The organism is Bacillus sp. EKM206B (genome assembly GCF_011066015.1).
In the GTDB taxonomy this organism is placed as follows: domain Bacteria; phylum Bacillota; class Bacilli; order Bacillales; family Bacillaceae; genus Bacillus; species Bacillus velezensis.
Window position 1 is genome coordinate 199,885 of record NZ_JAAMNL010000006.1, and the last position, 26,911, is coordinate 226,795.

Sequence of the window (26,911 nt, forward strand, 5' to 3'; positions counted from 1 at the left end):
TGATTACGGCCGTTTCATATGGAACTTATCGAGAAAGCCTTTGCGGTGCTGCATGCGGAAATATTCCTTAATCATATAGGCGACTCCCTGTTCATCATTTGACCTTGTCACCCAGTCCGCTTTTCTTTTTAATTCATTTGAGGCATTCCCCATCGCGACGCCGAGACCGGCCAGCTCGATCATCGGCAGATCATCTTCCTGATGGCCGATAGCCACAACCTCTTCCATTGAAAGCCCGAGTTCAGCGGCGACCATCGAAAGTCCGCTTTCTTTTGAAACCCCTTTAGGCACGATGTTCAGTTTTTCTCCGTTGACGCGGATCACATCGACGGCCGGGAATGCTTTCATTATCGTATCCGTTATATCAGCCTGCAGGCCATCTTCGGCATGCACTTCAATGACGGGCGCTGAAACCGGCTCATCAAGGAGCAGGTCACTTAATGATTCGACAAACTGCACCGGATAAAAAATCGGGTCAGACGGATGAATCATCGTTTTCCCGACCAGATTGGAGTTCACTTTCTTCTTGTTTCCGATCGAATATTTTTCGTGAAGAAGCCGGATATTGCATGGATAGCTTTCCAGCACCTGAACAATATTAAACGTGTGATCTTCTGATATTTTCTTTTCAAAAAACGGCTCATCTATTTTTTCAGAAATGTATGCGCCGCTGTGGGTAATCAATTTCGCATTCAGCTTTAATATTTTCGCCACTTTTTGAGCAGAGCGAAAATGGCGGTTTGTGACCAGTGTGACGTAAATTCCTTTTTTCTTGACGTATTCGATGGCATCCTTTGTCGTCTGATGAAGTTTGCCGTTGGAGCGAAGAAGCGCTCCGTCTATATTTAACGCCAGCATTTGTTTTGACACAGAGAAGTCCCCCTCCTTGATGACTGTACTTGTCATTAGGATATGACCCTGTCTCTTTGTTTAGAACAACCTTTTCTCCGCAGCAAAAAAGCCTGCCTCAAGCAGACTTTGAACTGTCGTTTTGTTGGGATACGATCGATTTGCTGCCTTCTCCCCAATGTGTATTTCTATTACGAAATATATCAGGAACCCCTTATTTGACCGTTGATGCGCTCGTTTCACTTACTCTCTGTTGCTACCCCTTAACATACCAGGCAGTATAGGCGACCGTATCCTTAGATCATCTGTAAGTGTAGGCGCTTTCAGAGTTATTATCTCAATTATATTGTTAAAAAACAAGGGTTTTTTTAACTAAAAAAATCAGAGGAAATATCTATGCTGAATGTATGATAAAGTTGTAAGGGAACATACATTCTCATATAATAAAAGAAAAAAAGCGGTGACTGTCATGTCTCTATTAAAAGATATTTATAACGAAGAATTTGCAGAAGCACTTCTGAACAGAATCAAATCGGCGTATCCGGCTTTTGAGCGGGACAAGTGCCGGGCGCTGACGTTTCAGGAAGATTGGCCCGGACTGACGTTAAAACAGCGGATGCGCCGGATCACAGACTCTTTATATGAAACACTGCCGAAGGATTACATACGGGCACTTGACGTCTTATATGAGACAGCTCCCCACTTCTCAGGGCTCGCAGGGATTATTTTTCCCGATTATGTCCAACAGTACGGAACGGATCACTGGGACGAATCAATGAAGGCGCTTCAGTATTTCACTCGTTTTTCCACTTCCGAATTTGCGGTCCGCCCGTATATCAGGCTTGACCGGGAGCAGATGTTCAAAGAGTTCCTTTCCTGGACGGAGCATCCGGACGAACATGTCAGAAGGCTTGCCAGCGAAGGCTCAAGACCGCGCCTGCCATGGGGAATCTCCATTCCGGCTCTTCTTGAAGATCCTTCTCCGATTCTCCCTGTTCTGGACCGCTTGATGCAGGATGACTCGTTATATGTCAGAAAAAGCGTGGCGAATAACCTGAATGACATCTCCAAAACACATCCGGATCTTCTGGCACAGATCGCAGCCGAGCGGTTCGGAAGCTGTCCGCACACGGACTGGATTTTGAAGCACGCCTGCAGGACACTGTTAAAAAGAGGAGACAAACAGGCGCTTGCGGTTTTCGGGTTTGAAGACGCCTCCCGGATTTCATTGGAACGTTTCACACTGAATTCGGAAACGGCCGCCATCGGAACAAGCATACATTTTTCTTTTCAGATCCGCTCATCCGCCCGGCAAAAAGTCAGGGTTGAATACGCGATTGATTTTGTAAAGAAAAGGGGGCACCGCAGCCGCAAGGTGTTTAAGATGTCGGAGTCCGCCATGGATAACGGAGACGTAAAAACCTTCAGCAAACATCATTCCCTTAAAGATTTAACCACCCGCAAGCATTATCGGGGAATTCACACTCTGTCTGTCATCATTAACGGTACGGTAAAAGGTTCGCTTGATTTTTCTGTTGAATAAAAAAACCCCTCCATTTCATAGATGGAGGGGTGTGGAGCTTATTGCGGGCTGCCGTAAAGCTCTTCAAGAGGTTTCATAATGATTTTGTTTAACTCGCCGATCAGCATGCTCATGCGCTGTTCCGCTTCCATCAGCTGTGAAATCAATTCATGCTGCTGTACGAGAGCAACCGTTTTTTGTGCCTGCTCTACCTCTTCCTGAGTGATTTCTTCACCTGACATCTGTTTCTGCTGCAGCTGCAGCTGTACATTGCGGAAGTTATCAAACATGCGTTTTGCGGATTCATCTGCGTTTACTTGATCATAAAGCCCTCTCAGACGGCTGTATTCATCACTGTTTCGCAAAGCTTTTTCAAGATCATATGCTGCATCATAAAAATGAACTGCCATAGTAACCGCTCCTTTCTTCCTTTCGGACATACCACTCCACTATAACAGACTGCGGAGCGACTTTCATCATCGGCGTATGTTTTCCTTAGAAAAGAATGACAAACAAAGCCTGAATTGCTCCGATTATCCCGCCGAGCAGACCGCCTAAATACGTTATCATCTTAAATTCTCTCTTGGAAATCGACAGCACCATTTCCTCCAGCCGTTCAACGGGAAACTGATCAACCTGCTCTTTGACCACTTCCTCAAGACGCAGCCGTTTCAGCACATTCTCCAAATGAGCGGCAATACTGCCGAGTGCCGCATCAAGCAGCTTCGGCGCGTACGTTCCCGTAATCTCCCCTTCATAACGGGAGATGATGTCACCGAGCCGGCATTCGAAAAAGGGCGCGGTTTGAAGTGCGGCCAAAGCCCGCTTTTTCATGCTGAACAGCAGATCTTTCGCATTCCACTTTTCATCGGCCTCATAAAGTGTATAAGATTTGAGCTTGCCCCATTCTTGAGAAAGCAGATCAGCCAGAAGCTTTTTCGTTTCCTCATTGCGCAAAAACTTTAACAGCTCAGGCAGCACACGGTCTGCCAAGCTTGAATTGCCGAGGAACATCTGCACCATGCTGCCGAGCATCCCCCGGGAATTCAAAAAGTCGTCAATCATATTTCCGAGCCTGTCTTTCCCTTCTTCGCTCTCAAAATAATCAATGCTCCGCTTCAGAATATAATCTGCGGCCATCGGGACTTTTTCATCCAGCTTTTCCTGAAGCTCATCAGGAAGCCAGTCTTTTATGGCGCGGTGCTCATATTTCCGGTACAGTTCCGAAAGCTTTTCATCGGTAAAACGGTCAATCCAGGCATCCGTCTTTTCCTGCGGATTCCGGATGCCCGCGGCGGCCAAAGCTTCGTGCACCGTCATCTCGGAAGCGGCCATTTTTTGCGTGAATTGTTCGGCGAAAAGAAGCGCCTGGTTTTTAACGGTATCTGATAAAAGCCGCTTTTTTATTCCTTCCGGGGTTAAAAGGTGGTTCGTCACCATGAGCCCCATTTGTTTTGCCAATTCATCCCGCCTTTTCGGGATCAGCCCCGGCGTAAACGGAACCCGTTTTCCGAACAGGTAATACGGCCGGTACGGACGAAATAACATCTGAATGGCAAGATGATTCGTCACCGCGCCGATCGCGGCTCCGATCACAATCATAAATAGAAACGTTCCTGCTATGCCCATTCCTTTTCTTCTGCCTCCATCTTATGTTCTATTTTCTTGATGATATATCTATTCGTATTATAGAGGCTGGCGGGCATGCGGGCAAATGAAGAACCTGAATTGTTGTTTGTGAGGAATAAGGCAAGATGCTGTTTCGTACTCTTTACAGTAGATCATCTTTTATGATGCGCTTAGCATATTTATTGGATGGAAGGGCCGTTCCATCAGCGGCTTTTTGAATAAAGGGGGAGTAATAATATGACAACACTCGGTTTTATGTCTGTATCCCGCCGGCACGAAGAAGATTACGCCGGGGAATTGGCTGAAAGAGCGCCTCAATATAATGTGCGCTTAGCCCGCTTTACACCGTTTGATATTTTTCCGGATTCTTTGCGCGTGAAAGCGCTCGTCTATCACCCGCAAAGCGGAAAGTGGAACGAAACGGAAATCGATATTCCCGAATATATTTACGACCGCTGTTTTTACGGAAAATCCGCTGAAGCGCAAAAAGCCAAACCGATCGTCGAATGGCTGAAAAAATATCGGAAAACGGAATTTATCGGCCGGGGGCTTCCTGATAAATGGACGGTCACGGATGCGCTCCAAAAGCATCATCTGATCAGTCCCTATATTCCTGAAACGGCCGAAGTCAGCCGCTATGAACAGGTGCAATCATACTTAGCCAAGGAAAAAGCATGTATACTTAAGCCCGCTTTCGGCGCGGGAGGCAGAGGCATCATCCTGCTTGAAACAGGCAAAAAATCAATTACGGCCACTTACTATATCGGAAAAAACAAACAAACAAAATCATTTTCCAATCACGTGTCTTTTAAGTCTTGGTGCAAAAAAGTGCTGCAGCACCGCTATTTGCTTCAATCCTACTTAAATATCCAGGATAAAGAGCGGCATCCGTGCGACATCCGCATTTTCATGCGCAAAACTGAGTCAGGCGTTTGGGAAACGGTCGGAAAAGCGGTCAGAAGGGGTTATCAGAACGGTCTTTTATCTCATTTACCCGGAGGATCCGAACCGATTAAGTTTGACACATGGTTTGAGGAAATTCCGAGAAAGCAGCAGGCCGTTTTATTGGATGATGTCTTTTCGATCACCCAATCCGTCCCTTATTTCCTTGATGAACGGTTCGGGCCGCTGTTTGAGCTGGGGCTCGATATTTGTTATGCCAAAGACGGACGCATCTGGCTTTTGGATGTCAACTCAAAGCCGGGACGGAAAGCTATTTTAAGCGTGGCTCCGGAGGCGAAAGAGGATTTGTATACGAGTCCGCTGAGACGCTTCCGCGAACTTCAGTCACAGGAAAGCCGGAAAGGAGTATTACCGCGTGAATCATAAAGGGATGATTGTCGGCATCGATAAAAAAAGCAAAAATACGCTGTTTCTCCCCTCCTCCATGAAACGGGAAGGGCTTTTATCCGCTGCCTTCGGGACCAAGGTTGTCAAATGCCGTGTAGCCTTTTCTCAATCACTTGAAAAAAGCGCGCTCCTTTCTGAAGATTTGTTTGAGGAGCTGTTGATACCGCATAAAAGCCGGGCTGACTTTCTCATACACGGCCAGACGGTGCACATCGGACCGCTGATCGGCGTTTTCACAGCCGGGTTCACATCATCGCCGTCCCGCCCGTTAAGAGACCGTACAGCCTTCTTTTCCAAGATGCTCTCTCTTCATGAACAGGCGAACGGATATTGTTTCGTTTTCGGGGCCCATCAGATCAACTGGGAAGAAGGCACCGTCCAAGCGCTGATTTATAAAGAAAACAGCTGGAAACGGACGGCCGTCCCGCTTCCGAATGTCGTATATGACAGGCTCCCGAGCCGAAAAACGGAAGAAGTTCCGCTTTTACAGCAGACAAAACAAAGGCTGATGAATGACTATCAGATTCCGTGGTTTAATCCGCAATTCTTTAATAAATGGGACATTCATAAGCTTCTGGAAAAAAACAGTCTCACCGCTTCACTTCTGCCAAAATCTGTCCTGCACCCGAATGCAGAAGCGTTAGAAACGTTATGCAGCACGTTTGACACCGTCTATATCAAACCTGCAGACGGCGCACTCGGCACGGGGATTTACAAGGTGGAAAAAACAGATGCCGGCTTATCTGTCAAACACACGAATGAGGAAAAAACGGTGGTGACGGCAGAGTATTCAGATGCGGCATCCTTCATGACATCATTTAAAGAAAACAATGACCCGTCCGCATTTTTAATTCAGCAAGGCATTGACCTGATCCGGCTGGATGGGCGCCCCGTCGATTTCAGGGTGCACACGAATAAAAACGCCGAGGGGAAATGGACAGTGACGGCCATTGCGGCAAAAATTTCCGGTGAAAACAGCATCACGACGCATCTCGCAACCGGCGGAGAAGTCAGGACGTTAGCTGAATTATACGGCGATCCGAGAGAGAGAGTCGGCATGATGCGGAAACTTTCAAAAGCCGCCTTGGCGGTCAGCCGCGTGTTAAATGAGCACATTGAAGGTTTTATCGGCGAAATCGGTTTTGACCTCGGCGTCGATCATTCAGGGAAAGTTTGGATGTTTGAAGCCAATTCCCGCCCCGGGCGCAGCATTTTTTCCCATCCGAAGCTGAGATCGGTCGATTACCTGACAAAACGGAGAAATTTTGAATACGCGTCGTATTTATCAGAACGGTCCATCACCGCCCCGGAAAAACTTTGGCGGTGAGGCTGTCTTTTTTTAGGTTTACCCGGGACAGGCATTGAACGATGAGCTACAATGAACAAGATCAACATTTCCCATAAGGAGCGTGAACGTCATGATTTCGCACTTCAGCTGGAAACCGTTATTCAAAAAAGAGAAACTGCCCGGATGGCGGATTTCATTTTACTGGCAGGGTACGCATTACGAAGGGATTTACCATAAGTCCGGTGACATTGAATGGGGACACACACATCCGGGAAAAGAAGAGCCGGCTCTCGTAAAAGAGCTGCACGAATTAATGCTTTATCACATATATGACTGAAAGCTAAAAGCTCAGCCGCATCAGGCTGGGCTTTTCTTTTTCCTTCCGCTATTTACCACCCGGTTTTCCGAATGAGATGCCGTTTGATTCACCATAATACGTAGTACAAAGCGGCAAACAGCATTGGGTGAAGCCGAGCTGGCAATGGTTTTCATTCCGAAAATCATCGGCTGGTGCAATTCCAGCAAACCCAACCATACTACTTAATAAAGGAGATCATACAAATGGCAAACAACAACTCTTCAAACCAACTATTAGTACCCGGCGCTGCTCAAGCAATCGACCAAATGAAATACGAAATTGCTTCTGAGTTCGGCGTAAACCTTGGCGGAGAAACAACTTCTCGTGCAAACGGTTCTGTCGGAGGAGAAATCACGAAACGTTTAGTATCTTTCGCACAGCAGAACATGGGCGGCCAAGGCGTACAATAACTCAATAAATGGCTTACAGAAGGCGCGGGATACCGCGTCTTCTTTTATGCCGTCACCCTTTTTTCCTATTCCACATACCCTAGGAAAAAGGAGGGAAAACATGTCATTCATTGCCTCAGTCAATTGGGAGCTGTTTCAGTTCGTAAGTGTTTCTTTGGTCAATGAATATGTTGCCCACCATTTCCCGTTTATTCACAGGCATTCTTTTCCCCGCTGCTTTGAATGATATAATGAGCGGCGAGGAGGTTTTTTACATGAACATCGCTTTACTCGGAGCAACGGGAAGAGTCGGACAGGCTTTTATAAAAGAAGCGCAGAAACATGGACACATGGAGATATTCGCTCTTGTCAGATCAGCCGGAACAGTCCTTCCCATTCCTGAAAAACAGATCATAACAGGGAATGCGAGGCGGCGGGAAAATGTAAGCCGATTGATTTCCAAAGCGGACACAGTCGTGAGCTGTCTCGGCACGGACGGTGACGATACCCTTTCAGCCGCTATGACCCATATAATAGACGGCATGAAACGGCATCATGTTCAGCGTCTGATTACGATCGGCACCGCGGGTATCCTTCAATCACGGCTTATGCCTGATCAATACCGTTTTGAATCGGCAGAATCAAAACGAAAATCAACAAGAGCCGCAAAGGAACACGCCCGCGTATACGAGATGCTGCTGGCAGAGGATCTTGACTGGACGATCATCTGCCCTACCTACCTTCCTGACGGAGACGCTGCCGGAGTTTACCGGTTCGAACAGGATCGCCTTCCTGAAGACGGCGCCGAAATCACAGTCGGAGACACGGCGCATTTTCTGTACCGCGAGCTGATCAGCCCGCAGTTTGTCAGAAAACGGGTAGGACTGGCTTACTGAATGAAAAAAGGGCGAATCTCTTTAGATTCACCCTTTCCGATTACACCGCGGACTTCGCCGATCCTTTCTGCAATTCATACATTTGATGGTACTGCCCCTTTTGCGCCATTAATTCGTCATGGCTTCCCTTTTCAATGATGCGGCCCTTTTCCAGCACGAGAATCTGGTCTGCGTGTCTGATCGTGGAAAGCCGATGGGCGATAATAAATGTCGTGCGCCCTTCTTGAACGACTTGCAGCGCTTTTTGAATGACTGCTTCTGTTTCGGTGTCAATGTGCGCCGTCGCCTCATCCAAAATTAAAATGGCCGGATCGAATACAAGCGCTCTTGCAAAAGAAATCAGCTGACGCTGGCCTGAGGATAGTGTGCCGCCTTTTTCAGTGACGGGCTCTCTGATGCCCTTCGGCAAAGATTGCAGAAGACTTGCGGCGCCGACTTGGCGAAGCGCTTCTTCCGCCTGCTCCAAAGAAATACGCTGATCATCGAGGGTCACATTGGAGCCGATCGTGCCCGAGAAAAGATACGGGTCTTGCAGCACAATGCCCATATGCGACCTCAGCTCCTGTCTTGACATGCCGTATATGCTTTTTCCGTCCAGCAGGATATCGCCTTTTTCGGTATCATAAAAACGGAACAGAAGATTCAGGATGGAGCTTTTGCCGGAACCCGTATGGCCGACGAGGGCGACCGTCTCGCCTTTTTCAGCTGTAAAGCTGATGTGTTTCAGCACCTCTTCTCCCTTACGATACCCGAAAGAAACATCGCGGAATTCCACAGTCCCTTCCGCCTTTCTGTCTGCGGGAGCGCCTGTTTCTTCCGTTTCCTCCTCCTGTAAAAGCTCAAATACCCTGCCGGCGGAAACACGAGCCAATTCAAGCTTCGAAAATTGGTTGACAATTCCCGTAACCGGCTGGAACAAACGGTTTAAATAATCAACAAACGCATATAAAACGCCGATCGAAACAATTCCGGCCGCACTCAGACTCGCGCCTCCGAAATACCAGATCAGCCCGACAAACGCCAGATTGCGCAACACATTGACAAGACTGTGGGACATGAGGGAATTTAAAGACAGCATTTTGTTCTTATAGCGGAAATGAGCTTCATTCAATTCTTCAAATTCCTTCATCGTTTCCTTCTCACGGCGGAACGCCTGAATAATCGGCATCCCTTGAATGGACTCATTCATTTTCGCATTGATGTCACTGTTAATGGAACGGATTTTTTGGTTGAAGACGGATGCGTATTTGCGGTACACAACCGACCAGATCATTAAAATCGGAATAATCAGAAGGCAAACGGCGGCCAGCCTGACGTCAAGCATAAACAGCGCCGTAAAAATGCCGAGCATATAAACGCCGCTTGTGATAAATGTCGACAGCACCGTTACATATAAATCCCTCACCGCTTCTGTGTCATTCGTAATACGGGCCACGACTTTTCCGGCAGGCAGATTATCAAAGTAGCGGATCGGCATTTTCTGAATGTGTGAAAATACATCCTGCCTCATGCGCTGTATGATCCGGTTCGCTCCCATCTGCAGCAGATAATGCTGACCGTAATGAAAACATACGGAAAACATGAGCAGTCCGGCGTAAATGGCGGTCAACGTCAGCAATCCTTTTATTTCCGGACGGTAAAATTCAAAAATCTCCTGTCTTGATAACGTAATGGCGGGATATGACCTGCTTTCTTTACCGTTTGATATTGTCAGCCGGCCGTCTGACACCGAACGGTTTCCGTCAAAACTGACGGGACGGTCAACAAAATAGTAGCCCGCACCGACTTGATAAATGTGCGCCTCTCCGGTTTTATCCGCCTCCGGTTTGAGCCGGTCCTCCCTGACATAATCATGCCCCCGGAACCTGACGGCGCCCGGATCGTCCGCAGAGGCTTTAACCCATGTTTTTTCAATGCCGAGAATGTGGTCGTCAATCATTTTTTTTCCGATAAACGGGCCGGTCAGCTCAGTGCCGACCGCAATAATGAGCAGGACGACCGCCCATATCAGCAGCTTCTTATATTGAAGCGCGTAATTCCATAATCTTCTCCCGGTCTTCATGCGCCCGTCCCCCCTTCTTCAAGAGAGGACAGCTGCTGCCTCTCATATTGTTTTCGATACCAGCCGTTCTGCGTCAATAGCTCCCGGTGCGTGCCTCTTTCAGACACCCGGCCTTCATCCATGACGAGAATGAGATCTGCGTGTTCAACTGCCGAGAGCCGGTGGGTGGTGATAATCGTTGTTTTATGCCGCCGTTTTTTACGGATGCTGTCAATGATGGCGGCTTCCGTTTTCGCGTCTACGGCAGAAAGCGAATCATCTAATATGAGAATGTCAGGATCGGTCAAAAGCGCTCTCGCAATTGAAATGCGCTGCTTTTGTCCGCCCGAGAGCGCTACGCCCTTCTCGCCGACAAGCGTCTCAAGCCCGTCGGAAAGCATGCCGATATCGTTTTCAAAATGCGCATCTTTCAGCGCGCCGCCGATTTCCTCTTCGTTTGCATCCTGCCGTCCGTAAAGCAGATTCTCCTTTACAGTCTTAGAAAATAAAATATGATCCTGCGGCACATAGCCGATCCACCCGCGGAGCTCCTCAAGCGGGATCTCCTGAATCGGAACGCCTGTAAACGTGATTGCTCCCGCCCCGGGCGGATATTCACGCAGCAGCTGCTTAATGATCGTCGTCTTTCCGCTTCCCGTCTTCCCGACAATGCCGAGTGTCTGCCCTTTTTCTACGGAAAAAGATACATCGGAAACCGCCGGTCCGGCTCCGCTCGGATACGTGAAAGTCACTTGTTCAAAAACAAGACGTCCGGGCTCCTTGATGCCGGCGGGGCGCTTGGGCCCGATCACGTCAGGCTCATAGGAAAGCGTCTCATTGACACGATCCAAGGAGGCATTGCCGCGCTGCATGATATTGATTAATTCTCCGATCGCAAACATCGGCCAGATCATCATTCCAAGGTACACGTTAAACGATACCAGCTCTCCCAGCGTCAGCCGGTTTTGAAAAACGAGATAAGCGCCGTAGCCGAGACCGATGAGATAGCTGAGGCCGACGAGAAGTTTCACAGTCGGTTCAAAAAGTGAATCGATAAACGCCACCTTCATATTTTTCTCATATACATCCGCCGTCATATCACCGAACCGGCTGACATCATTTTTTTCCTGTACGAAAGCCCGGATGACCCGGACGCCGGATACCGACTCCAGCACCTTGTCATTTAATGATCCGAAAGCATCCTGCGCTTCCGTAAACCGCTCATGGATCTTTTTTCCGTACAGGCTGACCGCAGCCGCCATTATCGGCAGCGGAATAATCGCGGCAAATGTCAGCTTCCAGCTGATGAGGAGCCCCATTGTCAAAAATATCGTCAGCATATACATCGTCGAATCAACGAGCGTTAAGACCCCGAAGCCCGTCGTCATACTGACGGCCTGCAGGTCATTTGTCCCCCGCGCCATTAAATCGCCCGTTCTGTATTTCTCGTAAAACGGCGGTGACATTTGAAGAAGCCTCCCCATCAGTTTTGACCGGAGAATTTTCTCCATGACATTCGCCCCGCCGAAAAGCTGATACATCCAAAAATAAGACAGTAAATAGACGGCTGCCGTTAATGCGAGAAAAACACATATGTAAAACAGCATCCCGCTTTTCGTAAACACGCCCGCCTTCATATCGTCTATTGCGTTACCGAGAAGTTTAGGCGGAAACATCTCAATGACATTCACAATCAATAACAGAACAATCGCTGTCGTATAGCGCAGCCAATAGGCTTTAAAAAACCACGCGAGCTTTTTTAATACAGTAAACAAATACCGTCATCCCCTTTCATCAATCAGCCGCCCTCAAGCTTTTCCGGATTGTTTTTCATTGTTTTCGCTAATGCCGCCACATGCATCACACCTGTCTTTCTTTCATTTTTTTGTATAAAAAAAGACATGAAGCCTCAGCTCCATGCCTCTTATTATTATAAATAAGGTACAGACCCGCCGTTTATGCGCGACTGCCCCGTTTTTAAGCAAATGTTCAGAAAACGGAAGCTGTATGGGAGTCACGCCGGTATTCAGCTGAAGATGAGTTGACAAGCTTTAGTTTTGACATGATCCATACCTCCTTTTTCCCTATATTGTTCCTTCATCATATAAACAAATCCTTTTTTTGTCAATGCAGGTTTTACATTTCTGCCGCACGGGTATTGTAAAACAAACCTTTTTTACTGAAAGGATGAGGCTGATGTTTCACGCAGACCGGTTGATAGCAGCTTTTGACGGAAGTGATGATAGTAAAAAAGCGCTCCAAAAAGCCATAGACCTTTCAAAAACGTTTCACGCGGATTTAACGGTCGTACATTCCCACAATGCAAAAGATACCCGGACGATTGTTGATCCCCCGAGGCCGGGAGCCGGGGCAACGTATATCGGCGGCGGGATTGCAAGCGTTCCTGACCCGCTCCAGGCGGAAAGAATCTCCCCTGATCCGATGATTTATGAAGACCGTACGGAAGAAATCGTTGCGGAAGCGAGAATGCTGATGAACGACAGCCAGATTGACGGGGATATCGACATTTTAGAAGGTGATCCCGCTGATGCCATTATCGAGCATGCCGACCGTATATCGGCGGATTTGATCGTCATGGGGAGCCGGGACCAGAACAGGCTGAAAAAACTTTTATTCGGAAGCGTCAGTGAAAAACTGTCATCGAAATCCGATATTCCCGTGCTGATCGTAAAATAATTCTTTCTGTAAAGCAGCTTAATCAAAAGCTGCTTTTTTTACAGCTCCCGGCTGTTTCTTCTTTTTTTCGGCATCACAAAAAAACTCGCCATGATCAAAAAATCGATGCACAATACGACAGACCAGCCCTTTAACAGCTTGCTGAGCGCTTCGGTGCGGGAAGCGTCCTGAATGAGAAATACCGTTCCGGCTAAAAGAACGCCGCCGATGACAAATGCTAATACATGTCTTCCCCATCCTTTTGCATAATGTTTGGCATAATCCAGCCCGTACCGCTTGACCGGTTTTGCCCCTTCCTTGACCACATAATAGCGGAACCGCTCATCCGCCCATTGAATCATGCTTTTCCCGAAGGCGACAGACACTCCGATATAAATGGCCGCCACCGCATGCGCCATAGTCGCCGCCGCCCCTCTGTATAAATCAGCTGCGGCCGCCAGAAACAGTACGGCATCCAATAAAGGAATGAGAGCGAAAAAAAACATTCCGAGCTTTTGCCGCCTGAATATATAGCGCGCCGCCAATCCGAAGATGACAGCCGCCCAAAAAGCAGCCTCACAAATGACAATCAACCAAGCAATCGCGTTCAATCCGGTTCCCCCTTATCGTTTTCTAAAATGCATTGTATCACTGCTTTTTATTTAATACAACTGTATTACAAAATTGCAAGAAAAAATATTTCCTGTTACACTGGAACCATGCCTAAAATAATCGATCATGAAAAAAGAAGAAAACAAATAGCCGAAGCCACTTGGCGGACGATTTTGGAGCGGGGAATGGAAGGAGCGACAGTGAGAAACATCGCCCAGGAAGCGGGTCTTTCTTTAGGCGCGCTGAGGCACTATTTCACCACCCAGGATGAGCTTTTAGGGTATGCGATGACACTCGTAAAAGAAAAAGCGGCCGCCAGAATTAACGAAGTTGCCATGAAAGATCTGCCGCCGAAAGAAAAAGCGGTGCGTCTGATGCTTGAAATCATCCCGACAGATGAAGAAACGATGGCTGAAATGGAGGTATGGTTCGCTTTCACAGCTTATGCCAGACATAAGGGAGAAGAGTTTCAACCCCAGCAGGACGGGATCTTGGCATATATCCGCGGTCTGATTGACTGGCTGGATGAAAATAAGCTTCTGAAACCGAATCTTGATAAAGAGATCGAAGCGGAGAAAATGTACGCCATCGCTGACGGATTGGCGCTGCATGCCATGCTTGAACCTGAGCGTCTTTCAAAAGAGAAGATCTCCCGTGTGCTCGTGCAGCATATCGAATCTCTTTTTATCTGACTGAAGCAAAAAGGCCGGATGTGTTCCGGCCTTTTTTCAGCTTATGACTGAACGCCGAGCTCCTGCTGAATGTGCGACTGAAAAGCCTCTTGAATCGTTTTGGCTACAGGTCCCGGCGCTCCGCTTCCGACCGGTTTCCCGTCAAGGGTTACGATCGGGATTAATTCAGCCGTCGTTGACGAGATGAAAATTTCATCCGCATCCCTGAGTTCGTCTTCGGTAAGAGCCTGCTCCCGCACCTCAATCCCGTTTTCTTTCATCAGCTCTAACAGTTTCATCCGCGTAATGCCGTTTAAAATCAGCTCATTTGCAGGATGCGTCCGGACAGTGCCGTTTATGACGGCGTATACATTGGAAGAGGTTCCTTCCGTGACCGCTCCGTCCCTTATCAGCACCGCTTCATAAGCGCCTGCTTCATAGGCTTTTTGTTTAATCATCACATTATACAGTAAATTCAGACTCTTAATGTCACACCTCAGCCAGCGTTTGTCTTCCGCCGTTATGGCCTGCGCTCCGGCTTTTTGTTCATTTTCCGGTTTTTTCACTGAAAAGGTGTATGCAGTCGTCTGCGGTTCCAATCCTTCGTCATACTGGTGCTTGCGCGGCGCCTTCCCTCTCGTCGTCTGTATATAGACCCCGCCGTCAATGAGTTTGTTTTCCTGTACAAGCTTTTGCAGATCCCATTCTATGTCCTCTGCGGAGAACGGCAGGGTGATGCCGATTTCTGCGGCGCTTCTGAAAAGACGGACGATATGCTCACGCAGACCGAATAAGGCACCGTTATACACTCTGATGACCTCATACACACCGTCACCGAATTGATATCCGCGGTCCTCAATATCAACTGCCGCTTCTTCACGATCAACCAACTGGCCGTTTACTAATGTCTTCATGTAAACCCTCCTCATCGTTATCTGCCGTGATGTGCATTCTCAGCTGTTATTGTCAACTATTCTATCATACTGAACGAGCCGGCTGCGGAGTTTATTTTTTTCTTAAAATCTTATTATTCGACATCTTTTCTATGTCTTTTCCAGTTTTGTTCCTGTATACTTGATTCGACATACATATGCTGTTAACTTATGGCACTTCGCAAGCCTCCGCTGTTATCGGCATTATGCAGAAACTTATGCTACTGGAGAGATTGTTATGCGCAACACAAAAGAAGGTGCTTCCCCTTCTCTGTTTTCATTGGCTTTTAAACTTACGAGTTTAGCAGTTTTGTGCGGACTGCTTCTGGTAATCGTCATAATGGGATATTCCGCTTCCGCCGCAAAAAACAAACAGGTCACCGTGACCGCAAACGGGCAGCTTCGGGATGAAGCAGAAAGCCTGCGGCTGAAAAATGATTCTCCCGACGTCTTAATGAAACATTTGCAGAGAGAGCGTGACCCAGGGAAAAAAACGGTATATTTAACCTTCGACGACGGGCCGTCTCCATATACTGAACAGCTGTTGAATGTATTGAAGGCAAATGGCGCAAAGGCCACTTTTTTTATGCTTGAACCGCGGATGAAAGCCTATCAGCATTCCGTGAAAAGAGCGAAGCAGGAAGGAATCGCGCTCGGCCTGCACGGCGTGACGCACGATAATCACCTGTTTTATCAAACACCGGCATCACCGCTGAACGAAATGCAGCAGGGACGCGATACACTCGAGGCAATCACCGGAGTAAAAACGGATCTTGTCCGCACGCCTTACGGCAGTAAACCGTCATTGACGGATGCCCAGATTAAGAATCTCGAAAAAGGCGGATTCGTGTACTGGGACTGGACGATAGACAGTGAAGACTGGAAGTACAAAAACGCACGGTACGTGCCGGAAGTATTGAATCAGCTCGCATATTTGGAAAGCGTTCATACGAGCAGGCCGCATGTCATTTTAATGCACGATCTGCCTGCGACGGTGCACGCTTTGCCGAGCCTGATCCAAAAACTGAAAGCCCAGGGCTACTCCTTTGATGTTCTGACGGATCAAATGATTCCCGTCCATGAATAAGAAAAGCCGGATCTGTATATGATCCGGCTTTTTTTATGTCGCGGCGCTGATCCGTTTTGCAAATTCACCGATCTTCTCATGGATGACAAGATCAAATAAATGGTCGCAATATGTCGGCTCAAGGTTAATGATCACCTGCTTCAAACCGGGAATCCGTCCCGCATCCTCAGGGACAAACCTTGCCGGCGCCACTTCAAGCGAAGTGCCGATCACAAGAAGAAGATCAGCTTTATCAAGCTTTTCATAAAGGGTTTCAAAATGCTGAACGAGATCGCCGAACAGCACGACATCCGTTTTTAATACGGTGCCGCATACCGCATGATCACCGATTTCCGCCGTACATTCCGGCACTTCGTCCTTCAGCAGATGAGAAAGCCCGTAGCGCGCTCCGCAGCGGGGGCATGCGGCGGTCTGAATTGAACCGTGAAGCTCATAGACACTGCTGCTTCCCGCTTTCTTATGCAGCCCGTCAATATTCTGTGTGAAAATGTCTACCTGCTTTCCCCGCTTTTCAAGATCCGCCAAATACGTATGGCCGGCATTCGGCTCATAGCTTCCGCTCATTTTCATCTGAAAGAGCTGTTTGAATTTAGGCCAGAATTCACGCGGACGGCGTTCAAAGTATTCCCTGCTCATCGCTTCCATTCTGGATGTGTCTTCGGTCCATATACCGCCCGCCGAACGAAAATCAGGAATGCCGGATTCCGTGCTCATTCCCGCTCCCGTCAGCACCACGATACGTTCCGCCTGATTGATCAATGTCATAAACGCTTCCACTCTTCCACCGCCTTTTCTTTTTATCATATCATGAAAAAAGAACGGCGCCTGTTATGCCCGTTCTTTTTCTCCGGAATGATCCTTCACGTGAACCGGATCATCGTGGCTTTTCTGTTTTACGAATACATTCTGGCCCGGATAGGCGAATTCCACGCCTTCCTCAGCAAAAATATCAATAATCCGGCGGTTGATATCCTGCCGCACGTCCAAGCTTTCCGCCCAGACGATGGTCTTTGTGTAAAAGTTGAAAAACAAATTATAATAGCTGTCCGCAAACACGTCAAAGTTAACCATAATCGTATCATCATGCACGCCTTCATGTTCACGAAGCATTTCTCTGAGCCTTGTGATGCACCGCTCTAAACGATCAATCGGCGTCGCATAAGAAACACGAACGGAAAACGTGACCTGGCGCTTCGTCATCCTCGTCCAGTTTGTGATGGCTTCCATGGACAGCGTTGAATTGGGCACGGTAACAAGCGCCCCCTGCGCCGTGCGGAACCTTGTGCTTCGGAATGTGATATCTTCAACGCCCCCCGTTACAGATGACGTCTCGACCCAGTCGCCGATCGTAAACGGCTTTTCCGTAATGATGATAATGCCGCCGAAAAAATTGCTGATCGTATCTTTAGCCGCAAGCGCGAAGGCCAATCCGCCAAGTCCGAGTCCGGCCACGAACCCGTTTACATCATAATTGAATTCCTGCGCGATCACACTGACGCTGAGCGCGAGAATGACAAAGCGCAGCACCTTGGATAAAAACGGCGCCAAAATGTCATCCATATCAAGCTCAAAGCGCTGATTGACTTTATGAAATAAAAACGAAGATGCCGATGTCAGATTGCAAAGCCCCCAGGCGATCAGCGCAACGATCAGAGAGCGGTACAATTTTTTGACAATGTCCATCTGCCCGTCTAAAAACGGCGAATACTCAATCGCCAAAAATAGACCCAGCGCCACGAAAAACCATCTGGCCGGCTTGTCAAACGCTACGGCAATCTGTTTGAATATGTCGGTTTTCGGCTTGTTCGCCAATTTGTAAATGAGCTGAAAAAAGTATTTGACAAACAGTTTTCTCAAAACGAGAAAAGCCGCTAAAATTCCGATGCTGATACTGATCTGCAAAATATGGTCAAGCGTAAAAAAGCTCTGAAATTGTGTCATCATGGCATATGCTCCTTTGTCTTGTCGAAAATCTATTATACTAAAACATTCGGACATCAGCTTCTTTTAATGTCTTTAGGCAGCCTGAAAAACCCCGGCATCAGAGCACAGCCGGGGTTTTTCACACATTCGTTCATCTTTCAGCCAGATACAACAGGGTCAGGCACTATTTCTTCTTTGATTGTGTCTGTTTCAGGAGAGTCGCTTTTTGGATTTCAGCATCGGTTTCGGCCTTAATTCTTTCTTCCACTTTCAATCTCCCTTTTCCCATGATCTCGCCTCCTTTTTGCCATTATAAATCATCACTGCGGATTGTAAACCGAAAAAAGCACTATCTTTATTCCAAAAAAATACTGTTTCGCACATTCACCAGTTTGAATCGCTGTGCATATACGAATCTGATATAATAACAGAAATGCCCATGAGGGGAGCTGACAAGCTTGTATACCATCGCTCATCGCGGCGCATCCGGTTACGCGCCCGAAAATACATTTGCGGCATTTGATATCGCTGCCGAAATGAACGCTGATTTCATTGAGCTTGACGTCCAGCTCACAAAAGACGGCCAGATTGTCGTCATCCATGATGACAAAGTCGACCGGACGACGGACGGCTCCGGTTTTGTAAAAGATTTTACGCTGAAGAAGCTGCAGTCTCTGGACGCCGGCAGCTGGTATGGGGCTGAGTTTAAAGGGGAGCGGATTCCCCTGCTCGAAGAGGTTCTGAAGCGTTATCATTCTGAAATCGGATTTTTAATTGAACTGAAGGGGCACGTTTCTCAAGTCGGTCTTGAAAAAGCAGTCGGCCAGCTGTTAAGCAGGTTTTCCTTTTCCATCCGCCCTATCGTTCAATCATTCAGCCTCAAGTCAATTCAGACCTTTCACGATATGTATCCGTCCGTTCCGACTGCAATAATTGCAAGACCCAGCTTCGGGATGTTTTCCAAAAGCCAGCTGGCCGCCTACAAATCAGCCGTAAATTATGTCAATATTAAATATACCCGCCTGAATCGGTTCTTGATTTCCACCGCTCACAGACACGGCCTGAAAGTGTTTGCCTGGACGGTCAGAAATCAAAAGACGGCCCAAAAGCTGCAAATGATGGCAGTTGACGGCATTGTAACTGATTTTCCGGATTTTATTTCTAAGGATGGCTGATATGAAACAATACATCGCAATTTTTATCGGAGGCGCGCTTGGCGCATTGCTCCGCTTTGAAATGAGCGCGCACATTCACAGCGGTTCTTTCCCGGCGGCCACTTTCCTCGAAAATGCGGCGGGAAGCCTTTTACTCGGTCTTATTACGGGTTATTTCATCATTCGGGCTAAACGCCCTCTTTTGACCGCCTTTTTAGGAACCGGTTTTTGCGGAGGTTTCACGACGATGTCAACCTTCGCAAAAGAAACCATTTTTCTGCTGCAATCGTCTCCCGCAGCGGCTTTTTGTTATTTTGCCGCGACATTAGTCTCTGGCATTACCCTTGCATGTGCCGGCATTTTCTGGGGACGGCGGATTGCCCTTCACGCAGCGGGAAGGGGGCATGATACGCCATGACGATTGTCCTGATGCTTATCGCAGCGGGTATCGGAGCAGTATTACGGTCTCTGCTGGGTAAAACAATTTCAGAAAGAACAAAAGGTTTTCCGATGCCGCTTGGAATGGCTGCGGTCAACCTGCTCGGCTCCTTCGGCCTCGGCATGTTCACCGGCCTGGGCCTGGATAATCCTTCCGCCGGCATCATCATCGCGACGGGCTTTTTCGGTGCGTTTACGACCTTTTCCACGTTCAGTATTGAAGCCGTGCAGCTGATGATGAACAACCGCATAAAGGAAAGCCTGCTCTACATCGCTGTTTCAGCAGCCGGAAGCCTTTTGGCGTTCTGGTGCGGCTTTGTTATGATATCCATTTAAAAAAACCTTGAGCTTATTTTTCGCTCAAGGTTGCGTTATGAAGCATGACCGTTTCAGGCACGGGCAGCTGGCGGTTTATTGTTCCCTGACCGCCCGGGCGGCCCTGTTCTTCTTTGAGTTCAAGCTGTTTAATAAACCGGCCGTCCATTTCTAATATGAGGGCAGTGTATCCCCCGATTTGTATCGACTCACCCGAACGGATGTCAATATTCCGTTTCAGCACAAGACCGCCGATCGTGTCGACTTCCTCTTCAATCCCTGCGCCGAGAAGATGATTCACCTGATCAATCCGAACCTTTCCGTCCAGCACATAATGGCGTTCGGACAGCTTTTGAATCTGCGGCTGTTCGTCCTCATCAAATTCGTCTCTGATATCGCCGACGATTTCTTCAAGGATGTCTTCGGTCGTCACAAGACCGGACGTTCCGCCGTATTCATCAGACAATATCGCCAAATGAATCCGTTCTCTCTGCATTTTTATCAGCAGGTCGTGTATCGGGATCGTCTCGATGACTTCAATCACCGGGCGGACGTAAGACGTGATGGATACTTCCGCTTTTTCATCTTCTGTCATAAACAGCAGATCTGAAAAGAGATGCTTCGTATTGATCATGCCGATGACACTGTCTTTGTCCCCGTCCGTTACGGGCCAGCGCGTATATTTGTCTTTCAGCATCATATCAAGCATTTCCGGCACGTCCATATCAGTGGAAACAGCCGCGATTTCTTTTCTCGGGATCATGATTTCCTTGGCGATCCGATTATCAAAATCAAAAATTTTATTCACAAATGTATATTCAGACGGATTGATTTCTCCGTTTTTTAAACTTTCTGACAGCAGGATCCGCAGCTCTTCTTCAGAGTGGGAGCCTTCATGCTCAGATGCCGGCTTTAATCCGGCCAAACCGGTCAGAATTCTCGCGGAGCCGTTCAGCACCCAAATAAACGGGAACATGAACACGTAAAATAACCGAAGCGGTCCGGCAATCCATAACGTCAGCTTTTCCGCTTTTTGAATCGCAACCGTTTTAGGCGCAAGCTCACCGACGACGACATGCAGAAACGTAATCAGCCCGTACGCCGCAGCAAAAGCAATCACATGCTCAGCAGAATCCGGCAGCCCCATGCCCTGAAACACAGGATGAAGCATCCGCTCAAATGCAGGCTCTCCCAGTACGCCGAGCCCGATGGATGTGAGTGTAATGCCGAGCTGCGAGGCGGATAAATACTCATCAAGATCCGTAATGATACGCTTTGCGAGCACCGCCCGTCTGTTCCCTTCTGAAATGAGCTGATCGATTCTGGATCTTCTCACTCTGACGATCGCAAATTCACTCGCCACGAAAAATGCCGTTAACGCAATGAGCACACCGATTAAAATCAAACTGTCAATATCGTCCATTTCACCTTATCCCGAATTGAAGGATAAGGACGTCACCTCCTGATTTCATCGTTTTTTCTTAAGCGAGAGGAACGAAATGGGTGATTGACTACACAGAGGGCCCCATCCTGCCACCTCCTAAGTCAAAGCATGATTGTCATTTGTATAGTTTATTGTATCACAACTCCATTCTTTCATCATTTTCAGATTTTTTATCATATAAAAAACAGCCTTCAAAAAGAAGGCTGCCGTTATCTGCTTCGGAAATGATTTTCTAAACAAAGCGCCGTATTAATCCCCCCGAATCCCATGCTTAAGCTTAACGCATGGTGTACGGTATGGGCGCTCGGCCCGTCGGTCACCCACTGAAATGAATCGTCAATCGGCTCCGTTAAGTTTCGGATCGGATGAAGCTTGTTTTCCCGCATTTGCAAGAGAGCAGCAATGATTTCCACCGTTCCGGCCGCACTCAGACCGTGTCCGGTAATCGATTTTGTCGCATTAATCCGCGCGTGCGACAGGCCGCTTTCAGAAAGCGCCCGGCATTCAGTCTTATCACCGATCGGCGAACCGGTGCCGTGCGGGTTGATGTAATCGATCTCTTTTGCTGAAAGACAGGCCCGCTCCAGCGCCTGGCGGATCACCGTCATTTCGCCCTCTGCTGAAGGATTCGGGTTGCGGTTCGCATCGGAAGCCATCCCCCAGCCCTTTAAGCCGGCCCACGAACGCGCGCCCCTCTGTTCGGCAGATTCAGCGCGTTCCAGCACAATCGCCCCGCACGCCTCTCCGAATATAAACCCGTCCGTATGCCGGTCAAACGGGCGGCAGGCGGCTTCAGGCCGTTCAGCGTATGTATCAGTGCCCATCGCCCCCAAAGAACGGAGAGCATGACACTCCATGTACGACAGATCGGCCAGCGCCCCGATCACGATGCACCGGTCAAACAGGCCGCCTTTGATTCCTTGAGCAGCCTGGATAACCGCCGCCTGGCCGCTGGCCGACGCGCCGCCGACCGTAAAGGCCGGCCCTTTTATCCCGAATTGCTCCGTACAAAGCCCCGACAAATCACTATCCATAAAAGAAAGCCCGTATGTCGGATTTACAAATTGCGGCGTTTCACCGTTTTTCTCAAAGGCCTGCAGCAATTCGCGCTGCGTCATATTCGAGCCGCCGATGATCAGACCGGTGCGGCTGTGATCAGCGCCGTCTAATTGAGCGTCATGCCACGCTTCATATAAAGCGATAAGCGCCGTCTTTCCTGATAATGCGGCCCTTCGGTACAAGCGCTTCGACAGCGCGTCCGGCTGCGTTAATTCGCTAAGCTCCGCGCCGATAAACGAACTGCCTTTCTGCCGGCCGGGCCGTTTCATCACATCAAAGGCGTGCCGCCCCTCCATGAGCGCATTGAGAAACGCCTCCTTGCCTTGTCCGACCGCGGTTAAGACTCCGACTCCTGTAATGCTGATGTCTGACGTGCCATTATTACTCCTCGACATTTGTCCGTTCTCCCATCTTTATGTATTGGAAGCTATGAAGAAAAATCTTGATACAGTGCTTTGAAAATATCGCGCGACTGTCTGATCTGTTCTGAAGGCACGCTGAAAGATAATCGGAAATAGCCGCTTTTTCCAAATCCGCTGCCGGGTACGATCAATAGTTTGTATTTCTGTGCGGCATGCATGCAGAACGACACCTCGTCTTCAATCGGTGATTTCGGAAAGACGAAAAAGCCTCCTTTCGGCATTTCAAATTCGAAGCCGGCTTCTGTGAGGATGTCCACCATAAGGTCTCTCCGCTTTCTGTAAGGTTCAGCGTCAATCGAAAGATCATCCATTTTCGCCACGGCGCGCTGCATCATGACCGGAGCGTTCACAAAGCCGAGCGTCCGGTTGCAGAAAACGAACGCATCCGTCAGAAGATCGCCCTCAGGCATTTGGGCGTCTGCCGCGATATACCCGAGCCTTTCCCCCGCAATGCCGAGATCTTTACTGAACGAACTGACTAAAATCACGCGGTGATACGCCTGAAACGGATTCGCCTGCTCTTCTCCGTAGATCAGCTGGCTGTACGGTTCATCAAATAAAATAAATATGCTTTGGCCGTTCCGCTCTTCGGCTTCTTTTAATAAGGCGCCTAATTCGTTAAGGTTTTTCTGGCTGAGCACAGTCCCCGTCGGATTATGCGGCGTATTAACGATCAGTCCTTTCGTACGGGGGGTGATCGCACCTTTAACCGCTTCAATATCAATCTCAAATGAGTCAGTCAGCGGGCAGATGACGGGTCTGCCGCGGTAATTTTCAACATACGCTTTATATTCCGCAAAATAAGGCGAAAGAAGGATGACTTCTTCCTCCGGGTTTAAAATGCTCTTCAGCGCGACATTCAGCGCCCCGCCGGCTCCGACCGTCATGACTGTATGCCTGGCGGAAATTTCTGTCTGAAACCGCTCTGACAAAAAGCGCGCAACCTTTTCTCTCGCCTCCGGAAGCCCCTGGTTTTGTATGTATCCGTGCCGCCCTGTTTCAGCCGCTTCGCAAAGCGCCTTTTTAAATGTTTCAGGCGGCTCCGCAACCGGATTTCCTATTGAAAAGTCAAACACCTTATCGGCGCCGAACTCTTTTTTCAGCCGAGCGCCTTCATCAAATAGTTTGCGTATCCATGAACCTTTCTCCAGATTCTGTGTCACTTCCCGTGATAAACCGGCCACTGTCATCTGTCCCTTCTGTCTTTTTCTTCCGTTTCTATTTACAATGATTATGAAAGATTTACATGGCGCAGTCAACGCTTTTTCAGACAGCCCGCCGCGCCGTTTCAGGAGAAAGACGGAAAACAATAAACTTGTGCAAACTCCCCTTCATATATTAAACTATTCTCATAACTATAACGTGATGGTTGGGGAGGGATTTAGATGGGGCTGAGACTTATCGCATCAGTGAATTAGCAGAGCTTGCCGGTGTAACGAAACGCACGGTGGATTACTACACAAACCTCGGGCTTTTAAAGCCTGACAGGTCTTGTTCGAACTATCGTTACTACGATACACTTGCACTTAATCGGTTAAAGTTTATAGTCGCTTGTAAAAAGCAGCGATTGGCCCTGTCTGATATAAAAGATCGACTGGAGAACCAGTTTCCCTCTTCAGCCCTGCCTGACGATATTGGAAATCTGGCATCGGAAATTGATCACATGAATCAAAACATCTCCGTGATCTTGAATCGGTTTGAAAAGCTTGAACCAGAGGAGCGCGCCCAGCTGAAAAAAAGGCTGGCTCCTGAAAAGCTTGCAGTGCTTCAATCATTTATGCTGCTGTTAAGTTAAACCATTATCTTACTAACAGGAGGTGTTACCTTCATCTTCCCAAAAGGAGTGAAGGTTCTAATTGGACATTGTGAATTTGATTTTAGTCGCGGTTTTAATCGCGCTGACGGCATTTTTCGTAGCATCTGAGTTTGCGATAATCAGAATCAGAGGCTCACGGGTTGACCAGCTTATAGCAGAAGGAAATAAAGCCGCAATCGGTGTCAAAAAAGTGACCACGCATTTAGATGAGTATTTATCGGCGTGCCAGCTCGGCATAACATTGACTTCCATCGGTCTTGGTGTCTTAGGCGAATCAACGATTGAACGCTTGCTTCATCCGCTTTTCACAAAGATAAACGTACCAAGCTCATTATCGCATATTATTTCATTTATTCTCGCCTATGCGATCATTACATTCTTACACGTGGTCGTGGGAGAGTTGGCGCCGAAAACAGTCGCCATCCAGAAAGCGGAAGCCGTTTCAATGCTGTTTTCGAAACCGCTCATTTGGTTTTACCGCATCATGTTCCCGTTTATCTGGCTTCTGAACAACTCCGCCCGTCTTTTAACGAAGGCGTTCGGTCTGGAGACGGTGTCTGAAAATGAGCTTGCCCACTCTGAAGAAGAGCTGCGCATCATTTTATCGGAAAGCTATAAAAGCGGTGAAATCAACCAGTCTGAATTTAAATACGTGAACAAAATCTTTGAATTTGACGACAGACTTGCAAAAGAAATCATGATTCCGCGTACGGAAATCGTCAGTCTGCCGCATGATATCAAAATTTCTGAAATGATGGACATCATTCAGATTGAAAAATATACCCGGTACCCTGTCGAAGAGGGTGACAAAGATAATATTATCGGCGTTATTAACATTAAAGAAGTGCTGACCGCCTGCATCAGCGGCGAAGTATCAGTCGACTCGCCGATTACCGATTTTGTCAATCCGATCATCCATGTGATTGAGTCGGCACCGATTCACGATCTGCTTGTAAAAATGCAGAAGGAACGGGTTCATATGGCGATTCTGTCGGATGAATACGGCGGAACCGCGGGGCTTGTCACCGTTGAAGACATTATTGAAGAAATCGTCGGGGAAATCCGTGATGAATTTGATATCGATGAAATCAACGAAATCCGCAAACTCGGCGACGGCCATTACATGCTTGACGGCAAGGTCCTGATTGATCAAGTGAACGAACTCCTCGGCATCCATTTGGAAAATGACGAGGTCGACACCATCGGCGGCTGGTTCCTTACCCAGAAATACGACGTCGAACAATACGACTCGATTATCGAAGAAGGCTGTGAATTTATCATTAATGAAATTGACGGCCACCACGTCGCATATATCGAAGTGAAAAAACTGGCGTTTGATGAACTGCTGGAAACCGCCGAACAAAAAGAAGCATAACAAAAAAGCTTGCGCGTCTGATACAGACGGCAAGCTTTTTTTCATTTACAGTTGATCAAGTTTTTTCTCAAGCTCTTTAATTCTGGCATTCAGCTCTTCTGTCATGGCCGCAAGCCTCTCCTTCGGCGCAAGATCGGAAAAGTCCTCCAAAAAAATCGGCTCGCCGATGATAAGCCGCATTTTTCCCTTTTTAAACAGCGCTTTTCCCGTAGACGGCCCTTTATATGCGGCCGGAACGAGCGGCGCTTTTCCCATTTGGGCGATGGTCACGGCCCCTCTTTTCAGCGGGACGTCTTCTGATGTTCTCGTACCGCTCGGAAAAATCCCGACAATCTTTCCTTCCTTCAGAAGCTTAATCGGCGTTTTAATGCTGCTTGGGCCCGGATTTTCACGGTCAACCGGGAACGCGTGAATCTTCTTCAAAAAACGTCCGATCCACTTTTTCTGAAACAGCTCTTTTTTCGCCATATAATGAATCTGATGGGGCAATATCCCGACACCGAGCGTGAGGACGTCCACCCAGCCCGCATGCGTGCACGCGATAACGAATCCTTTATCAGACGGAAGATTCTCTTTATTGTATACTTTGACTCCTCCGCGCAGAGAAAGAATGAATTTGATGGCATTTGCACAAAACTTATACATAACGCACTTCCTTTGTTGTA

At 48.1% G+C, this 26,911-nt stretch carries 29 protein-coding genes; 15 read left to right on the forward strand and 14 right to left on the reverse strand.

Features of this window, described 5'->3' with window-relative positions:
- Positions 1-3 precede the first annotated feature (3 nt).
- The gene (locus G9F50_RS13380) at positions 4-870 is read right to left on the reverse strand and encodes a Cof-type HAD-IIB family hydrolase (protein WP_012117197.1); all 867 of its coding nucleotides are present in this window, start codon (positions 868-870) and stop codon (positions 4-6) included.
- Between the two features lie 382 nt (positions 871-1,252).
- On the opposite strand from G9F50_RS13380, the gene G9F50_RS13385 reads away from it, so the two are divergent.
- Positions 1,253-2,392, forward strand: a complete 1,140-nt coding sequence (locus tag G9F50_RS13385; protein ID WP_079891085.1) for a DNA alkylation repair protein — start codon at positions 1,253-1,255, stop codon at positions 2,390-2,392.
- 38 nt (positions 2,393-2,430) lie between these two features.
- Here G9F50_RS13385 and G9F50_RS13390 read toward each other — a convergent pair whose 3' ends face one another.
- Entirely contained in the window at positions 2,431-2,781 is a 351-nt protein-coding gene (locus tag G9F50_RS13390; RefSeq protein ID WP_007409239.1) for a YlbF/YmcA family competence regulator, read from the reverse strand.
- 85 nt (positions 2,782-2,866) lie between these two features.
- Positions 2,867-4,000, reverse strand: coding sequence for a DUF445 domain-containing protein (locus G9F50_RS13395; RefSeq protein ID WP_060562091.1), 1,134 nt, complete (start codon positions 3,998-4,000; stop codon positions 2,867-2,869).
- A gap of 237 nt (positions 4,001-4,237) precedes the next feature.
- On the opposite strand from G9F50_RS13395, the gene G9F50_RS13400 reads away from it, so the two are divergent.
- From G9F50_RS13400 to G9F50_RS13420, 6 genes are all read left to right on the forward strand, one after another.
- Positions 4,238-5,329 (forward strand): YheC/YheD family endospore coat-associated protein, encoded by a 1,092-nt coding sequence (locus G9F50_RS13400; RefSeq protein WP_012117192.1) that lies wholly within the window; start codon positions 4,238-4,240, stop codon positions 5,327-5,329.
- Positions 5,319-6,677, forward strand: coding sequence for a YheC/YheD family endospore coat-associated protein (locus G9F50_RS13405; RefSeq protein ID WP_015239497.1), 1,359 nt, complete (start codon positions 5,319-5,321; stop codon positions 6,675-6,677). The genes G9F50_RS13400 and G9F50_RS13405 overlap by 11 nt, the downstream gene beginning before the upstream one ends.
- Positions 6,678-6,759: 82 nt before the next feature.
- Complete coding sequence (locus tag G9F50_RS13410; RefSeq protein WP_012117190.1) at positions 6,760-6,975, forward strand: YheE family protein; 216 nt, start codon at positions 6,760-6,762, stop codon at positions 6,973-6,975.
- 224 nt (positions 6,976-7,199) lie between these two features.
- A complete protein-coding gene (locus G9F50_RS13415) occupies positions 7,200-7,406 on the forward strand; it encodes an alpha/beta-type small acid-soluble spore protein (protein ID WP_003155280.1) in 207 nt (68 codons plus the stop codon).
- A gap of 100 nt (positions 7,407-7,506) precedes the next feature.
- Positions 7,507-7,632: a hypothetical protein gene (locus G9F50_RS20590; protein WP_003155283.1), complete on the forward strand. Its 126-nt coding sequence runs from the start codon at positions 7,507-7,509 to the stop codon at positions 7,630-7,632.
- Between the two features lie 28 nt (positions 7,633-7,660).
- Positions 7,661-8,281, forward strand: coding sequence for an NAD(P)-dependent oxidoreductase (locus tag G9F50_RS13420; protein ID WP_060562090.1), 621 nt, complete (start codon positions 7,661-7,663; stop codon positions 8,279-8,281).
- A 40-nt stretch (positions 8,282-8,321) separates the two neighbouring features.
- Here G9F50_RS13420 and bmrD read toward each other — a convergent pair whose 3' ends face one another.
- Positions 8,322-10,343, reverse strand: coding sequence for a multidrug resistance ABC transporter ATP-binding protein/permease BmrD (gene bmrD, locus G9F50_RS13425; protein ID WP_060562089.1), 2,022 nt, complete (start codon positions 10,341-10,343; stop codon positions 8,322-8,324).
- Positions 10,340-12,097, reverse strand: a complete 1,758-nt coding sequence (bmrC, locus tag G9F50_RS13430; RefSeq protein WP_060562088.1) for a multidrug ABC transporter ATP-binding protein BmrC — start codon at positions 12,095-12,097, stop codon at positions 10,340-10,342. The genes bmrD and bmrC overlap by 4 nt, the downstream gene beginning before the upstream one ends.
- A 421-nt stretch (positions 12,098-12,518) precedes the next feature.
- Between bmrC and G9F50_RS13435 the strand changes: the two genes are divergently transcribed.
- Positions 12,519-13,019: a universal stress protein gene (locus tag G9F50_RS13435; RefSeq protein WP_007409250.1), complete on the forward strand. Its 501-nt coding sequence runs from the start codon at positions 12,519-12,521 to the stop codon at positions 13,017-13,019.
- Between the two features lie 38 nt (positions 13,020-13,057).
- On the opposite strand, the gene G9F50_RS13440 is transcribed toward G9F50_RS13435, so the two are convergent.
- Complete coding sequence (locus G9F50_RS13440; RefSeq protein ID WP_007409251.1) at positions 13,058-13,609, reverse strand: hypothetical protein; 552 nt, start codon at positions 13,607-13,609, stop codon at positions 13,058-13,060.
- A gap of 108 nt (positions 13,610-13,717) precedes the next feature.
- Here G9F50_RS13440 and G9F50_RS13445 point away from each other — a divergent pair, with 108 nt between their 5' ends.
- Complete coding sequence (locus G9F50_RS13445; RefSeq protein ID WP_012117186.1) at positions 13,718-14,302, forward strand: TetR/AcrR family transcriptional regulator; 585 nt, start codon at positions 13,718-13,720, stop codon at positions 14,300-14,302.
- Between the two features lie 41 nt (positions 14,303-14,343).
- On the opposite strand, the gene dat is transcribed toward G9F50_RS13445, so the two are convergent.
- Positions 14,344-15,195, reverse strand: a complete 852-nt coding sequence (gene dat, locus G9F50_RS13450; protein WP_165406552.1) for a D-amino-acid transaminase — start codon at positions 15,193-15,195, stop codon at positions 14,344-14,346.
- 256 nt (positions 15,196-15,451) lie between these two features.
- On the opposite strand from dat, the gene G9F50_RS13455 reads away from it, so the two are divergent.
- Positions 15,452-16,300 (forward strand): polysaccharide deacetylase family protein, encoded by an 849-nt coding sequence (locus tag G9F50_RS13455; protein ID WP_060562087.1) that lies wholly within the window; start codon positions 15,452-15,454, stop codon positions 16,298-16,300.
- Between the two features lie 33 nt (positions 16,301-16,333).
- On the opposite strand, the gene G9F50_RS13460 is transcribed toward G9F50_RS13455, so the two are convergent.
- From G9F50_RS13460 to G9F50_RS13470, 3 genes are all read right to left on the reverse strand, one after another.
- The gene (locus G9F50_RS13460; RefSeq protein ID WP_301294548.1) at positions 16,334-17,065 is read right to left on the reverse strand and encodes an NAD-dependent protein deacylase; all 732 of its coding nucleotides are present in this window, start codon (positions 17,063-17,065) and stop codon (positions 16,334-16,336) included.
- Between the two features lie 63 nt (positions 17,066-17,128).
- Entirely contained in the window at positions 17,129-18,244 is a 1,116-nt protein-coding gene (locus tag G9F50_RS13465; RefSeq protein WP_007409256.1) for a mechanosensitive ion channel family protein, read from the reverse strand.
- Positions 18,245-18,407: 163 nt separating this feature from the next.
- Entirely contained in the window at positions 18,408-18,512 is a 105-nt protein-coding gene (locus G9F50_RS13470; protein ID WP_003155299.1) for a YhdX family protein, read from the reverse strand.
- A gap of 169 nt (positions 18,513-18,681) precedes the next feature.
- Here G9F50_RS13470 and G9F50_RS13475 point away from each other — a divergent pair, with 169 nt between their 5' ends.
- From G9F50_RS13475 to crcB, 3 genes are read left to right on the forward strand one after another with little or no spacing between them, the layout of a single operon-like run.
- A complete protein-coding gene (locus G9F50_RS13475) occupies positions 18,682-19,398 on the forward strand; it encodes a glycerophosphodiester phosphodiesterase (protein ID WP_063095820.1) in 717 nt (238 codons plus the stop codon).
- 1 nt (position 19,399) lies between these two features.
- Positions 19,400-19,795 (forward strand): fluoride efflux transporter FluC, encoded by a 396-nt coding sequence (locus tag G9F50_RS13480; protein ID WP_060562086.1) that lies wholly within the window; start codon positions 19,400-19,402, stop codon positions 19,793-19,795.
- A complete protein-coding gene (gene crcB / locus G9F50_RS13485; RefSeq protein WP_012117180.1) occupies positions 19,792-20,151 on the forward strand; it encodes a fluoride efflux transporter CrcB in 360 nt (119 codons plus the stop codon). Before G9F50_RS13480 ends, crcB begins: the two co-directional genes overlap by 4 nt.
- A gap of 13 nt (positions 20,152-20,164) precedes the next feature.
- Here crcB and G9F50_RS13490 read toward each other — a convergent pair whose 3' ends face one another.
- From G9F50_RS13490 to G9F50_RS13500, 3 genes are all read right to left on the reverse strand, one after another.
- Positions 20,165-21,553, reverse strand: coding sequence for a hemolysin family protein (locus G9F50_RS13490; protein WP_165406551.1), 1,389 nt, complete (start codon positions 21,551-21,553; stop codon positions 20,165-20,167).
- 230 nt (positions 21,554-21,783) lie between these two features.
- Complete coding sequence (locus G9F50_RS13495; RefSeq protein WP_165406550.1) at positions 21,784-23,028, reverse strand: beta-ketoacyl synthase N-terminal-like domain-containing protein; 1,245 nt, start codon at positions 23,026-23,028, stop codon at positions 21,784-21,786.
- Positions 23,029-23,060: 32 nt separating this feature from the next.
- A complete protein-coding gene (locus tag G9F50_RS13500) occupies positions 23,061-24,245 on the reverse strand; it encodes a pyridoxal phosphate-dependent aminotransferase (RefSeq protein ID WP_063095845.1) in 1,185 nt (394 codons plus the stop codon).
- Between the two features lie 179 nt (positions 24,246-24,424).
- On the opposite strand from G9F50_RS13500, the gene cueR reads away from it, so the two are divergent.
- Together cueR and G9F50_RS13510 are read left to right on the forward strand one after the other, a co-directional pair.
- Positions 24,425-24,850, forward strand: coding sequence for a Cu(I)-responsive transcriptional regulator (gene cueR, locus G9F50_RS13505; RefSeq protein WP_007409263.1), 426 nt, complete (start codon positions 24,425-24,427; stop codon positions 24,848-24,850).
- 61 nt (positions 24,851-24,911) lie between these two features.
- On the forward strand, positions 24,912-26,246 hold the full coding sequence (locus tag G9F50_RS13510; protein WP_007409264.1) for a hemolysin family protein: 1,335 nt from the start codon (positions 24,912-24,914) through the stop codon (positions 26,244-26,246).
- 45 nt (positions 26,247-26,291) lie between these two features.
- On the opposite strand, the gene G9F50_RS13515 is transcribed toward G9F50_RS13510, so the two are convergent.
- Positions 26,292-26,891 carry a lysophospholipid acyltransferase family protein gene (locus tag G9F50_RS13515; protein ID WP_060562084.1) on the reverse strand — a complete coding sequence of 200 codons (600 nt, stop codon included), beginning with the start codon at positions 26,889-26,891 and terminating at the stop codon, positions 26,292-26,294.
- Positions 26,892-26,911 lie beyond the last annotated feature (20 nt).

Bases quoted from the DNA above. Each gene is read 5' to 3' on its own strand.
- G9F50_RS13400 (WP_012117192.1), top strand. From the start codon at position 4,238: ATGACAACACTCGGTTTTATGTCTGTATCCCGCCGGCACGAAGAAGAT.
- G9F50_RS13460 (WP_301294548.1), bottom strand. From the start codon at position 17,065: ATGACATTGATCAATCAGGCGGAACGTATCGTGGTGCTGACGGGAGCG.
- G9F50_RS20590 (WP_003155283.1), top strand. From the start codon at position 7,507: ATGTCATTCATTGCCTCAGTCAATTGGGAGCTGTTTCAGTTCGTAAGT.
- G9F50_RS13500 (WP_063095845.1), bottom strand. From the start codon at position 24,245: ATGACAGTGGCCGGTTTATCACGGGAAGTGACACAGAATCTGGAGAAA.
- G9F50_RS13435 (WP_007409250.1), top strand. From the start codon at position 12,519: ATGTTTCACGCAGACCGGTTGATAGCAGCTTTTGACGGAAGTGATGAT.
- crcB (WP_012117180.1), top strand. From the start codon at position 19,792: ATGACGATTGTCCTGATGCTTATCGCAGCGGGTATCGGAGCAGTATTA.
- G9F50_RS13445 (WP_012117186.1), top strand. From the start codon at position 13,718: ATGCCTAAAATAATCGATCATGAAAAAAGAAGAAAACAAATAGCCGAA.
- G9F50_RS13385 (WP_079891085.1), top strand. From the start codon at position 1,253: ATGTATGATAAAGTTGTAAGGGAACATACATTCTCATATAATAAAAGA.
- G9F50_RS13390 (WP_007409239.1), bottom strand. From the start codon at position 2,781: ATGGCAGTTCATTTTTATGATGCAGCATATGATCTTGAAAAAGCTTTG.
- dat (WP_165406552.1), bottom strand. From the start codon at position 15,195: ATGAAGACATTAGTAAACGGCCAGTTGGTTGATCGTGAAGAAGCGGCA.
- G9F50_RS13490 (WP_165406551.1), bottom strand. From the start codon at position 21,553: ATGGACGATATTGACAGTTTGATTTTAATCGGTGTGCTCATTGCGTTA.
- G9F50_RS13395 (WP_060562091.1), bottom strand. From the start codon at position 4,000: ATGGGCATAGCAGGAACGTTTCTATTTATGATTGTGATCGGAGCCGCG.
- G9F50_RS13455 (WP_060562087.1), top strand. From the start codon at position 15,452: ATGCGCAACACAAAAGAAGGTGCTTCCCCTTCTCTGTTTTCATTGGCT.
- G9F50_RS13415 (WP_003155280.1), top strand. From the start codon at position 7,200: ATGGCAAACAACAACTCTTCAAACCAACTATTAGTACCCGGCGCTGCT.
- G9F50_RS13515 (WP_060562084.1), bottom strand. From the start codon at position 26,891: ATGTATAAGTTTTGTGCAAATGCCATCAAATTCATTCTTTCTCTGCGC.
- bmrD (WP_060562089.1), bottom strand. From the start codon at position 10,343: ATGAAGACCGGGAGAAGATTATGGAATTACGCGCTTCAATATAAGAAG.
- G9F50_RS13495 (WP_165406550.1), bottom strand. From the start codon at position 23,028: ATGTCGAGGAGTAATAATGGCACGTCAGACATCAGCATTACAGGAGTC.
- G9F50_RS13420 (WP_060562090.1), top strand. From the start codon at position 7,661: ATGAACATCGCTTTACTCGGAGCAACGGGAAGAGTCGGACAGGCTTTT.
- G9F50_RS13465 (WP_007409256.1), bottom strand. From the start codon at position 18,244: ATGATGACACAATTTCAGAGCTTTTTTACGCTTGACCATATTTTGCAG.
- G9F50_RS13480 (WP_060562086.1), top strand. From the start codon at position 19,400: ATGAAACAATACATCGCAATTTTTATCGGAGGCGCGCTTGGCGCATTG.
- G9F50_RS13470 (WP_003155299.1), bottom strand. From the start codon at position 18,512: ATGGGAAAAGGGAGATTGAAAGTGGAAGAAAGAATTAAGGCCGAAACC.